The organism is Symplocastrum torsivum (assembly GCF_059505465.1).
Genome location: NZ_JCACKQ010000095.1, coordinates 282131 through 293438 on the forward strand (window position 1 = coordinate 282131; position 11308 = coordinate 293438).

Genomic DNA, 11308 nt, shown 5'->3' on the forward strand with positions numbered 1-11308 from the left:
ACGAACCTAACAATCAATTCTGCTTTCGTCAAGAATTTAAGAAAGCTTCATAGACAAAATACAAAAGCTTACGCGACTGTTTACCGATATCCTTTGACATCAAAGAAAGTTGTCTCAACGTCCTGTTAGCACCTGTTCATATAGCTTACCAGCGCGTTCCCAAGTGTATTTTGCCTCAATTAACGATCGCCCATTTTCTGAGAGTTGCTTTCGTAGTTGGCGGTCTTCAAATAACCGACTAATCGCATACACATACTCTGTTGGTTCATTCGCCCGTAATGCTCTTAAAGGAACATCCGCACCATCAACTGCTAGTCCTTCCAAACCGCGATCGCTTCCTACCACAGGTACCCCTGCCGCTAGTGCTTCCAGTGTTTTGTTTTTAATCCCAACACCAGTCCGGACTGGCACGACACAAACAGTTGCCTTGTGCAGATAATCCACCATCGACGGCACCTGTCCCGTTACAGTAATACCTGGGCATTCCTCCAATTCCAAAACCTCTGGCACTGGCTTTTTCCCTACCAGTTCTAGTGTTGCCTCTGGATATCGTCGCAAAATTTCTGGGAACACCTCTAAGCTAAAAAATCGCACGGCATCAATATTGAGTTGGTTATCCATTGCCCCGATATACATTAAGTGGTGTCCTCCAGGGTCAGAGAGGCGCTTTGGAAACAGTGCAAAATCAACACCATTCGGAATCACCGCAATTTCTGCCTCTGGGTTGAACGTTGCAATCTGACGCCGATCTTCCGGTGTTGTAACAGCAATTGCCGCAAATTTAGAACAATATCGCTCCTCATAACGAGCCAACAATGGCAAATTCAATTGGTCTTTAAGTTGATTTTCTGAGGCTCCTGTTTCCAACTGAACACGGCGCGTTCCATATACAGAACTATGAATGTTCACAACTGTTCGTAGTTGTTGCTGCCATTCTGGTCGCACGTAGATTTCATTAGCACTATGTTCGCAGGTAATCACTTCAAAAGTTGAAAGTTTTACTGCCTCATCTATCCATTCCTGCATCTCTGTGGAGTAGCGATCCAGTACACTTAGAGGCGTTCCCTGTTGTAAAAACGTAGTGAAGCGCTGCATTTTCCCTAATAAGCTTTTCTCCCCCTCTGATACCTGTGGTTGAGGAAAAATCACCAATTCATCTACCCATTTTTGCAGTTCTTCCACTTCCGCATCTATGACTTCTTCTGAGCGCTGAGTCACTAAGGTAATCGCATGACTCCCACTCAAATATTTCAGTAAATTGAACGTCCTTACCTGAGTTCCGCCTCGTGTTGGTGGATAAGGAAACGTAGAAGAAAGCATAAGAATCTTCATAGACTGTTAAGTTTTTCAAGATACTGCAATAAACTTATTGAGGGAGAATTTCTCGTCTAGGTCATCGTACTTCCTGATTGTTCTAGTATTTGCATTTAAGCTCAAATAATATTTTAGTTAATATTTTTTAACTTTTTTGGTGCTATATATATTACCAAGCAAAAGGATTTAAATCATAAATCAATCGTTTGCAAGTTTTTCAGGATATTTCATGCCAAGTCTTAAATAAAACATCGCTGTAGATTGCCAAGTGTTATCAATCCTGACTTTTTACAGCATCTTTTGGCAGGACGATGAAACGCTGTGAAAGCTTCCTTTCCCCTTTACCTAAACGATTGAGTTACTACGATCCTAATCCAAACGCCCTAAAAGTACTTGTTCATAAAGCTCACCCGCACGTTCCCAAGTGTATTTCTGTTCAATTAGCGATCGCGCATTTTGAGACAGTTCCTCTCTCAACCGAGCATTTTCAAACAACCGGGTAATTGCCTCGACATACTCCTGCACTTGGTTTGCCCGCAATGCCCTCAAGGGAACATCAGCACCATCAACCGCCAATCCTTCCAAACCGCGATCGCTTCCTACCACAGGTGTCCCTGCTGCCATTGCCTCCAGTGTTTTATTTTTAATCCCGTAACCTGTTCGTAGTGGTACGACGCATACAGTGGCTTGATGTAGGTATTCCACGATTGAAGGGACAGCACCCGTGACGATAACGCCGGGACGTTCCCCTAGCTTTAAAATCTTTGGAGTGGGTTGGGCACCAACAATCCTGAAGGTGGCATCAGGATAGCGCTGCTGCAACACTGGTAACACCTCCAGCGCAAAGAATTGGGCCGCTTCAATGTTATGGATAGCATCCATAGCGCCCACGAAGATTAACCCCCGTCCTCCTGGATCAACTGAACGATAGGGAAATAGGTTTAGATCCACGCCATTGGAAACTACCTGAATCTGGCTATCTGGACAGAGTTGAAGAAACTGCTGTTGATCATCCTCGGTGGTGACAACAATGTTGGAGAACTTGGCAGTGTAGCGCTTCTCGTAGCGAGCTAATAATAGAGAAAGATAAAGGCGATCGCGTAATGCATTCTGGGAAGCCCCCATTTCCAGATGGTTGCGAATCCAGCCATAGATCGAACTATGGACATCCACGACAGTTCGCACTGAGGTACGGAATTCAGGACGAACATAGATTTCATTAACGCTATGTTCGCAAGTAATGACATCACACTTCCCCGCTTTCACACAAGCATCTACCCACGCCTGAACCGCCAGTGAATAGCGATAGAGTACATTCGGTGGCGTTGCCTTAATCACTGAGTTGGCAAAGCGCCCTACCTTACTCAACATCCCAGCAATCCCAGCTTTGCGATCAGGTTCTGGCGGTAGCGGAAAAATAATCAACTGACTTACCCAATTTTGCAGTTCTTCCACTTCAGCATCTGAGATTCCTGCATGACGTTGAGTAATTAGCGTAACCTCATGACGCTGTTGCAAATATTTGAGCAAGTTAAAGGTTCTGATCTCTGTTCCTCCTCGACTGGGTGGATAGGGGAAGGTAGATGAGAGCATCAAAATATTCATAAAGATTCCTAGGAAATACTTTAATTATTGAAATTGAGAGGGTTCGTCTGGCTCAAAGAGAACTTAAAATAAGTAAAGGGTATTACCAAATTCAAGAAATTATTTTAACAAAATGCAACTTTATGAATTCCAACAATCATAAGAAAATAACTCTATCTATTGTTACTCCTACCTTAGGAAACTTTAGTGATTATTGGTTAGATAATCTGTTAAAGATTCAAGGTAATGTCCAATTTATTTTAGTTTATCCTCCTCATGTCAGAGCTAAAGTAATTAAGGATTCGAGAATAAAAGTTTTAACCAGTCCCTACAAAGGCGAGATGATGCAAAGGTTTGTCGGATTACTCAATGCCGAGGGTGATTATGTTCTAGCACTAGATGATGATGATTTTGTCCATCCTGAAGTCTGCAACTTGACGCAAGAATACTTTAAGAGATTTCCTGAGAGTTGGATACTCCGGTTGCAAAAAGCGGTTATAGACATCTCTGATGAAGCACGAATCAAAAGGCATTGGGATACTATACCCGATGTCAATCAACTAGAGGTAGACCAAAAGACACCGGAAAACCCTTATCCTTACCAACAGGGAAACTATAAGGGATTATTAGAAGTTCCGATTGCTCCTTTAGATAAACACTTTGATAGCCGCTATCTCATTTTCCCTTTTCTAGAAAGAAGAGATAATCAAGGGTATCATTTTGAAAACTTTAACAATATTATTTGGAGAACTGAACTAGTCCAGCAAGCACTTCCTGAGCTTTCCCAAGCGACTAAAGTAATGGGAGCTATTACCTGGATACCTTCAACAGGGTTTGATCGATTATTAGGGTTATTTATTCAAGCGAAGTTTTATCAAAAAGATCTAATCATCGGGCACTGGATGCCGAAACCCGAACAAGTTAGATACATTGATAAAAATCCTTCTCTAAAACCTCCGAGATTTCACGTTATCTCTGATGTACTATTAGCAAAGTATTTCCCTCAATATGGTTATTTTTGGAATCTTTTCTTTAGTAAGTTGTATGGAGTGCCAAGAACGATAGGTAAATTAGTTAAACTGAAGTTTACAAAGAAGGAATGATTAAACAACTTTAAGAGCTTTCTTGAGCTAAGAGTAGATTTACAGGAAAAAGCATCCCTCTTTTGGAAGGAATAGATATCTATAAATAATTAGAAGTTATTTACATACAAATTGATTAAGGTTATATTCTGTCACAAATCTGTGACTTTTGAAATCGAGTCCCTAAAAAACTCAATCTCTTAACTCCTAGAGAAGACTGCTAGAGAAACTGAAACTATATTCGATTCTATGTAGTAGGGCTTGGGCTAGGAGAAGTGAATTTATTACCTGACAGATAAGAGGGAAGATGTCAGGTCAAATATCATTGGAACGATTTTAAAAGATTAAATTGCCAGATTAATTTAAATTATTGCTGCCTCTTTGGGTGAAGGTGAGGATATGGAAATTCTTGAGTTAAAGTTTATCTTAAAGTTGTTGGAATTTGAAGGATACAAGGCACCTCTGGTTGAAATTAAGCCTGAGTCTAAAATCTCAATTCCTGAGCAAGAGGAAATTTGCCGCAACTTGGGCGATCGCGGTTTTCTCATTTTTACCTACGAAATTACTAAATTTAAGATTGCTGCTCCCGGTAAGTTTTTACTGAAGCAAGACTCAGATGACTTACCTTTGACGGAGCAGGAACTCAAAATACTGAAGGCCTGTGCCAAAGGTGCGATGACACCCCAAGAAACTGACATTCCTGTTGAGGAGCAACAGACAGTTATTCAAAGCTTAGCGAATCGGAATTTAATTCAGGTAAAGCCAAAGCACAAAAAGATTAAAGAAGTCTGGCTGACAGAGCGAGGTAAGGAGTATCTGCAATATGAGTACACTTCTAAAGACAAAAATTTAGTTGTCAGCCTGGATTTGATGAGTAATTACCTCCAGTTTTTACGGGAATCTTTCTATGAAGTTTCGCCACCCGTATCTATGACAACGCAACCAGTTAGTGATGATAAGATTTTACTGACAATTCGTGAATTAGATACACAACTCGCAACAAATAACCGTCTGCCAATTTTTCATCTACGTGAGAGGTTAGAACTAATTTTATCAAGGGAAGAGTTAGACAAGACACTCCAGCGTTTACAACGACTTGACAAAATAGAACTGATTTCCTTACCAGCAACTAGTGCCTGTGCATTCAGCGCAGAGCAAATTGATGCAGGAATTCCCCTAGAAAGATGTGCCCCGCTGTTTTTTATCACTTTGAAGTGAATCGGCTGGAGTTGTTAGAGTACGCTTACAATTTTGGTTGAGTAGCCGTACACGGCGATGAAAGCGATATCTTAGTCATGATGAAAATGCGATCGCCTTCCACTCAGTTACCTACAACCCCAAATCTACTCCTACCCGATGGGCACAAGCAAACCCGGAAAAGGCTACTGCATTTAACCCCTGCCCTGGAAACGTACTATCACCAACACAGTACAATCCTGGTACAGCGGTTCTATTAAATGGCATCCCCAACAACCCCATCAACTTACGCTGCGGAATTGGGCCATAGGTACCATCCTCACGTCCTAAAAACCGCCGATGACTACGGGCAGTCCCCACTTCCATGAAGTCTAACCCGGCATCTAAGCCGGGAAAAATCTTCTCTAGTCGGTCAATAATCCGCCATGCAGATTCTTCCTTCTTCTGCTCATAGTCACTAGCAGACAAATCCTGCCAATCGTCAATCCAACTCGGCGTAAATGTATGAACAATATGATAACCCTCTGGCGCTAAGTCTGGGTCAAGCAGCGTTGGGATTGAGACAAAAATTGTTCCCTCCGCTTCCTCCATCTTCTGCCAATCTTCCAGCAAAATATGATGACACTCTGTACCTGCTGGCAAGACATCTGCCTTAACTCCTAAGTGCAAACTCAAGAAACTCGGTGACTTCTGGTAACGCTTACGCCACTTCTTCTCAGATATTGGCATCTCCTCAGGTGGCAGCAACTTCTCGAACGTATCCCAGCGAGTAGCATTAGAAACAATCCGCTTTGCCCGATAGACTTTGCCATCTGCTAGTTGCACAGCTACGGCTTTTCCCTTTTCTGTCAAAATCTTTGTTACTCTGGCTTTGTAGCGAATCTGTCCCCCAGCTTTCTCCAGTCCCTCCACCAACTTTTGGGCAATTTGCCCAACTCCACCTTTAGGATAGTTAATTCCGCCGTAATGTCGGTCAGAAAACACCATCCCAGCATTAATCATCGGTGTCTTATCAGCAGGTACTACTGACCAGCAGTAGCATTCCATATCAATAAACTGTAGGAGTTGGGGGTCACTGATATACTTGCGAGCAATATCACCTGCATTTTGAGGTAGGTACTTTACTAAACCTAGACAAGCGAAGGGATGCTGGAAAAATACCCGCGTCAGGTAGCGGGGTTCTTCCAAAGACAGTAACTCCATTGCATTCAGGCAGTTAAACACCTTCCAGCATTCGTCGTAAAATTTGCGAATTCCCTCCCGTTCGTGAGGAAAGTAGGCTGTCAGTTCTTGCAAGAACTTCTCATAATCTTGGTGAACTTTCAGCTCTAAACCGGATGGGAGATGATAGTGAATCTGCACTGGATCTCGCACTGTTTCCACGCTGACATTCACAGCTTCAAGTGCCTTTGTGAGCAGATTCGTCGTTCCTTGAGTGCCAAATCCAAAAATCATTGATGCGCCAACATCAAATCGATAGCCTTCGCGTTCAAAGTATCCTGCACTACCACCAGGAATTAGGTAACGCTCTAGGACTAGGACGTTTGCGCCCTTTGCTGCCAGTTGAGTTGCTGTTACCAGCCCCCCAATGCCAGAACCAATAACAATAACATCAAATACTAATGTCTCATCAAGGGGATTTAAGTGATCGCTAAATGATTGAGGTTGGGATGCAGCAAGCATGAATCAGTCGTTTTAAAAGAAGTACTTAATGAATTTGAGTGTAGCGTTTCTTGCTCAACCAAGCGCTATTGATGCTCCTTAAAAAAAGAAAGTGGGAACTAGAATGCCTTGGCTTACCAGTCCCACCTGCCGATCCTTAATGAGAGGAGAACACTGAAAATTAATATATCCTTGTTGAAAATCTATGTCAATACTAATAAAAAAGATTTGCAATAAGTAGGCGATCGCAGCACAACCTTGGAGGCTTGTATCGAACTCAGCTATTATGGTTCAGGACTTCCCAGCCGTCATCCTCAAGGTATGAGCCTCTTATGTCCCTCCAACTGCGTGTCCATGTCCCACCACATCCACTGATTCAGCACTGGCTAGGTGTCGCCCGTGATGCCTCAACGCCACCACCAATCTTCAAGAGTGCAATGAAAGAATTGGGACGCTGGTTAACCTACGAAGCGATTCGTGACTGGTTACCCACCGAGGAAATCATGGTGCAGACTCCCCTCGCTCCTTGCTCCGCTACGATGGTGAATCCAGATATACCGCTAGTGGTTGTGCCAATTCTACGAGCGGGACTAGCCTTATTAGACGGCGCACAGTCCTTGCTGCCTTTAGCGTCTATTTATCATCTTGGGTTAGTACGGAATGAGGAAACGTTGGAAGTAAGTTGTTATTTGAATAAATTACCAGAGCAGTTGAATCCCCAGACGCGAGTAATCATTACTGACCCGATGCTGGCAACAGGAGGGTCAATCATGATGGCAATAGCAGAACTGACTCAGCGTGGTGTCAATCCGGCATTAACGCGAATTATTAGTGTAGTTGCAGCCCCTCCCGCTTTGCAAAAGCTCGGCGCAAATTATCCAAATTTGACCGTCTACACAGCGATGATTGACGAGGGGCTGAACAGCAAGGGATATATTGTACCTGGGTTGGGTGATGCAGGCGATCGCAGTTTTGGAACGTGACACGAATCGCGATTGGTTCACCAAGGTGAGAAAGGCGGGGAAGGTAGGGCAGAAATTACTCCATCAACGCCCCCATCTCCTCTATCTTCCTCATCTCCCCTATCTCCCTCCTTCCCTTCTGGGTGGCAGTAGGGTCAACCAACCGTTAATCTTGAGGAAAGTTGCTTTTTAAACAATCAAGGGTACGAGAAAACGATGAGTCAGCGCGAGGGTTTTACAAGCGGATTTCTGGCTGGAGCAATAGTAGGCGGCATGGTAGGCGGCTTAATTGGCGCGTTGGTTGCTGGTCAACGAGATAACGACAGTGATGAGAATGAGCCATCTTTGCTGAACTCCACCCGCTCAGAAGCAAAGCCTCTCAAAAAGAGAAAACGCCAGCTAAAAGCAGAAGACAGCATTGAAGTTGCTCGTCGCAGTTTGGAAGATAAAATCGCCCAACTGAATATGGCAATTGACGATGTTCGTCAACAACTCGGTACGGTAAATGGCAACGCTCAAGAGATAGACTTAGAGCGATCGCTCGATCCGTAAATAGCGAAATTTACTATCACCCCCTTGCCCTTATCCAATCTTATAAATGTGGCGTAGTGGGTAAGCCGGAACGTGATGATATCCGTTAAACTGGCATCTAGGGCTTAACCAGTCACAAAAACTAGCAAGGAAGCGTTTCAATCCATGAGTGCCACAGAACTGCTGACCAACAGTCTCGCCAACTTTCTCCAAATCTATCTGCTTCTAATTTTCGTCCGGATTCTGTTGACTTGGTTTCCCACGGTCAGCTGGATGAATCAGATCGCTTCTTTCCTAAGTCCAATCACTGATCCCTACCTCAATGTTTTTCGTTCCTTCATTCCGCCGATAGGAGGTCTAGATTTGTCTCCAATCTTGGCAATTTTAGTTCTGCAAGTCGTCGCTGGACTATTCAGCAACATCTAGAGCTTCACCACAATCCTGAAGCTAGTGGACATTTGAGTTACTCTAAACCCCTAAGAAGCCAAAAGCCGATTTAAGCGACTTACCCCGCTTTATCGGCGTACCTTGCCTGTAAAACCTGACGCTTTAAATTGCTCAAGTTTCAGAGGCGTTGATTGATTAGCTGGGACAGTAATCCTTAGCTCAAAATCGCTAACGCCTGGTGGCACCACATCAATCGAACCCAGGCGAGTGCGGTTCTCCATAATTGAATTGTTGTTTGCATCGTAGATGCGACCAAAAATGTCAGCATTGACGACCATTTTCCCAGAATTATTCTCGGCTTTCCCAGTTACGAGGAAGCAATTAGCGGCGCTGCTGGAACCTCCCGATGATACTGTTCCTTCTGCCAACTCTGGTGGGCATTCATGGTAAGAAAGGTCTGATAGTTGAATCTGAATTAACGCTAAGGCGGCTGGGGCAAAGACCCAACTCACCAGCCAAAAGAGACAGGAAACCGCGATAGTAGCCAAGCCGCCTCGAAATCGCATAAACCCCACCAGTAATTAACATTACCAATAACTCCAACCCTCAGCTTACCGCGAATTCATAGGTAAACATCCTTGCTAGGGAATGGGATGTTGGGTACGCACAGAAATAGGGATGTAGCGAGATAGGGAGGCAATACACATGAACTTTGGAGTTTTTCACGCCATCACCCCATCCCCTCATCACCCCGTTCTCCACCATACAGTTGAATATTGACAACGAATGGGGAATATAATTCGTTAATGATCCTGCTTGCTGCCAAAAGTGGTAATCCAGTCTGCTGACTTGATGTGTCATGAACCCAGACGAGATAGAAGCCGTCTTACAAATAGCCTTTATTCAGTGTGAAGCGTTACTATGCCCTCTCACTGACCAGCAGAAGCAAATCTTACTGCAAGTTTTTACTGAATCAGTGACTCGTGAATCACTGAAATCATTGGCGAATGGTAACCAGGAAGGTGAGGGAGCAAATCCTTTAGACGAACTGATGCCCGAACAGCGTCAGGCATTGTTGCAGTTTGTGAAGGAACAGGAAAAACTCGACCGTCCTTGGAAAATTAAATTACTAAATGACTGGCTGCACGATCGCAACTCTGGAACTGTACAATTCATCCGTGATGAATATGGCCCTCAATGGCTCAACCGTGTTAAGCCAGTACATTTAGCACAGTACTTTGAAGCCGCAACCTCATCGGATGGCTTAAAGTTGAAAGTAGGCGATCGCATTGAAGTCTCGAATGCCCTTTGGGAATGGGTACAAGAAAATGGACCTTGTAGCCGCGAGTGGTTTCCTTGCACTGTGGTTAGGCTTTCTCAGGGATCAGATAGTAGCGACTCCTACCACAACGGTATCATCCGTTTCGACAACGGTACCGAGTACGAAATCCAAGGGATTTGTGAGTGGAATCGTTACAACTGGCGCTATGTAAGCGATTGAAAGTTGTTAGTTAGCGTCGCTCAAACTCAAAACGAGAAAGGTTTAATTAATCGTGGAACCTGCCTATTCAGGGTTTGTCGATATTACTCATTATTAGATTCCTTGACCACCATCGAGGCAATTTCAGCCATTACTTTTTCCCGCATCTCTAAAGGCGCTTTTGAACCGGCAATGAATACTGCAATCGCAATACGCTTTCCGGTTGGGGAACTAATCAGACCAACATTATTGGCAGCGATGCCGATTCCTAGCACATCCGCTCCAGTGCCAGTCTTATGAGCGATCGACCAACCCGGCGGTAAACCAGCTTTGAGCCGTTGCTGTCCGGTTGGAGAGTCGGTCATAATCTGGAGCAATAGAGCTGTTGAATCCTCGGATAATAGTTGACGCGATTGCAGTTTGACGAGCACATAGATTCTATTTTTGATGAATTAATTCAGGAGTCAACGTCAGTTTTAAGCTCAGTTTCAGGGCTAGTGCTGCTGTTTATCTATTAACTTGTTCAAAAAATGCTCTAGATTAAGCCTTATTGGAAATCAACGACGTGTACTTTTATGCCATGCGATCGCAATTCCTCAGCCCTCTTTTCAGCACTGGATTGGTCAGAAAACGAACCCGCGTCAATGTAGGCACCTGACTCCGAGTCAGCCAAATAAGCCGTCTTCACATACTGGCGCACTTCTAGCAGAGTATAGGGGCTTTGAACAGGGACAACCACCACGTAGTTGCGATACTTCTGCAAAAGTTTCTGAGTGTCGGGACCTGCAATTTTCTTAGCTTCAATCTGCCGCTGCAAACTTTGTTCTAAGCCTTGTAGGTTAACCAAGCAGCGATCGCTTCTCCATACGGACGCAACAACGCTAATTCTTGTTTGACCCAATTCTGATTAAAAACTGCCTCATAAATGCGGTTATAAACCTTTAAAAAGCCATTGCGCTTGACAACTAACCCAGATAGCTGCAATTTCAACTGCTCAAGACTGTTATCAGCGACAATTTCTCCCCGTTGCAAAATTTGCTGGTATAGCCCTAATACCCACATTCCGCCCTTTGAGTGTCACAAGCGGATGATTTAGTGGAACCGAAGGC

Annotated in this window: 13 protein-coding genes; 6 read left to right on the forward strand and 7 right to left on the reverse strand. The window is 44.0% G+C overall.

The window, feature by feature from the left end:
• Nucleotides 1–114: 114 nt before the first annotated feature.
• Together AC5JL3_RS24500 and AC5JL3_RS24505 are read right to left on the reverse strand one after the other, a co-directional pair.
• Nucleotides 115–1332 carry a glycosyltransferase family 4 protein gene (locus AC5JL3_RS24500; protein WP_496076956.1) on the reverse strand — a complete coding sequence of 406 codons (1218 nt, stop codon included), beginning with the start codon at nucleotides 1330–1332 and terminating at the stop codon, nucleotides 115–117.
• Between the two features lie 351 nt (nucleotides 1333–1683).
• On the reverse strand, nucleotides 1684–2919 hold the full coding sequence (locus tag AC5JL3_RS24505) for a glycosyltransferase family 4 protein (protein ID WP_496076957.1): 1236 nt from the start codon (nucleotides 2917–2919) through the stop codon (nucleotides 1684–1686).
• A gap of 122 nt (nucleotides 2920–3041) precedes the next feature.
• On the opposite strand from AC5JL3_RS24505, the gene AC5JL3_RS24510 reads away from it, so the two are divergent.
• Complete coding sequence (locus AC5JL3_RS24510; protein WP_496076958.1) at nucleotides 3042–4001, forward strand: glycosyltransferase; 960 nt, start codon at nucleotides 3042–3044, stop codon at nucleotides 3999–4001.
• 378 nt (nucleotides 4002–4379) lie between these two features.
• Nucleotides 4380–5198 (forward strand): hypothetical protein, encoded by an 819-nt coding sequence (locus tag AC5JL3_RS24515; protein WP_496076959.1) that lies wholly within the window; start codon nucleotides 4380–4382, stop codon nucleotides 5196–5198.
• 111 nt (nucleotides 5199–5309) lie between these two features.
• Here AC5JL3_RS24515 and crtH read toward each other — a convergent pair whose 3' ends face one another.
• A complete protein-coding gene (gene crtH / locus AC5JL3_RS24520; RefSeq protein WP_496076960.1) occupies nucleotides 5310–6860 on the reverse strand; it encodes a carotenoid isomerase in 1551 nt (516 codons plus the stop codon).
• A gap of 311 nt (nucleotides 6861–7171) precedes the next feature.
• Between crtH and upp the strand changes: the two genes are divergently transcribed.
• The 3 genes from upp (at nucleotide 7172) to AC5JL3_RS24535 (ending at nucleotide 8758) form a co-directional block, all read left to right on the forward strand.
• Entirely contained in the window at nucleotides 7172–7822 is a 651-nt protein-coding gene (gene upp / locus AC5JL3_RS24525; RefSeq protein ID WP_496076961.1) for a uracil phosphoribosyltransferase, read from the forward strand.
• A gap of 195 nt (nucleotides 7823–8017) precedes the next feature.
• Complete coding sequence (locus AC5JL3_RS24530) at nucleotides 8018–8353, forward strand: ssl2009 family thylakoid membrane protein (RefSeq protein ID WP_496076962.1); 336 nt, start codon at nucleotides 8018–8020, stop codon at nucleotides 8351–8353.
• A gap of 144 nt (nucleotides 8354–8497) precedes the next feature.
• Nucleotides 8498–8758: a YggT family protein gene (locus AC5JL3_RS24535; protein ID WP_192217444.1), complete on the forward strand. Its 261-nt coding sequence runs from the start codon at nucleotides 8498–8500 to the stop codon at nucleotides 8756–8758.
• An 89-nt stretch (nucleotides 8759–8847) separates the two neighbouring features.
• On the opposite strand, the gene AC5JL3_RS24540 is transcribed toward AC5JL3_RS24535, so the two are convergent.
• Entirely contained in the window at nucleotides 8848–9285 is a 438-nt protein-coding gene (locus AC5JL3_RS24540; RefSeq protein WP_496076963.1) for a hypothetical protein, read from the reverse strand.
• 293 nt (nucleotides 9286–9578) lie between these two features.
• Here AC5JL3_RS24540 and AC5JL3_RS24545 point away from each other — a divergent pair, with 293 nt between their 5' ends.
• Complete coding sequence (locus tag AC5JL3_RS24545) at nucleotides 9579–10220, forward strand: hypothetical protein (RefSeq protein ID WP_192217446.1); 642 nt, start codon at nucleotides 9579–9581, stop codon at nucleotides 10218–10220.
• An 83-nt stretch (nucleotides 10221–10303) separates the two neighbouring features.
• Here AC5JL3_RS24545 and AC5JL3_RS24550 read toward each other — a convergent pair whose 3' ends face one another.
• The 3 genes from AC5JL3_RS24550 to AC5JL3_RS24560 form a co-directional block, all read right to left on the reverse strand.
• A complete protein-coding gene (locus tag AC5JL3_RS24550) occupies nucleotides 10304–10630 on the reverse strand; it encodes a serine hydrolase (protein ID WP_496076964.1) in 327 nt (108 codons plus the stop codon).
• 116 nt (nucleotides 10631–10746) lie between these two features.
• Complete coding sequence (locus AC5JL3_RS24555; protein ID WP_496076965.1) at nucleotides 10747–11046, reverse strand: SPOR domain-containing protein; 300 nt, start codon at nucleotides 11044–11046, stop codon at nucleotides 10747–10749.
• Nucleotides 11025–11261, reverse strand: coding sequence for a hypothetical protein (locus AC5JL3_RS24560; RefSeq protein ID WP_496076966.1), 237 nt, complete (start codon nucleotides 11259–11261; stop codon nucleotides 11025–11027). The genes AC5JL3_RS24555 and AC5JL3_RS24560 overlap by 22 nt, the downstream gene beginning before the upstream one ends.
• Nucleotides 11262–11308 lie beyond the last annotated feature (47 nt).

What these genes read in the sequence shown, in the direction of transcription:
- AC5JL3_RS24500 (WP_496076956.1), bottom strand. Translation starts at nt 1,332, where the DNA reads ATGAAGATTCTTATGCTTTCTTCTACGTTTCCTTATCCACCAACACGA.
- AC5JL3_RS24505 (WP_496076957.1), bottom strand. Translation starts at nt 2,919, where the DNA reads ATGAATATTTTGATGCTCTCATCTACCTTCCCCTATCCACCCAGTCGA.
- AC5JL3_RS24510 (WP_496076958.1), top strand. Translation starts at nt 3,042, where the DNA reads ATGAATTCCAACAATCATAAGAAAATAACTCTATCTATTGTTACTCCT.
- AC5JL3_RS24515 (WP_496076959.1), top strand. Translation starts at nt 4,380, where the DNA reads ATGGAAATTCTTGAGTTAAAGTTTATCTTAAAGTTGTTGGAATTTGAA.
- crtH (WP_496076960.1), bottom strand. Translation starts at nt 6,860, where the DNA reads ATGCTTGCTGCATCCCAACCTCAATCATTTAGCGATCACTTAAATCCC.
- upp (WP_496076961.1), top strand. Translation starts at nt 7,172, where the DNA reads ATGTCCCTCCAACTGCGTGTCCATGTCCCACCACATCCACTGATTCAG.
- AC5JL3_RS24530 (WP_496076962.1), top strand. Translation starts at nt 8,018, where the DNA reads ATGAGTCAGCGCGAGGGTTTTACAAGCGGATTTCTGGCTGGAGCAATA.
- AC5JL3_RS24535 (WP_192217444.1), top strand. Translation starts at nt 8,498, where the DNA reads ATGAGTGCCACAGAACTGCTGACCAACAGTCTCGCCAACTTTCTCCAA.
- AC5JL3_RS24540 (WP_496076963.1), bottom strand. Translation starts at nt 9,285, where the DNA reads ATGCGATTTCGAGGCGGCTTGGCTACTATCGCGGTTTCCTGTCTCTTT.
- AC5JL3_RS24545 (WP_192217446.1), top strand. Translation starts at nt 9,579, where the DNA reads ATGAACCCAGACGAGATAGAAGCCGTCTTACAAATAGCCTTTATTCAG.
- AC5JL3_RS24560 (WP_496076966.1), bottom strand. Translation starts at nt 11,261, where the DNA reads ATGTGGGTATTAGGGCTATACCAGCAAATTTTGCAACGGGGAGAAATT.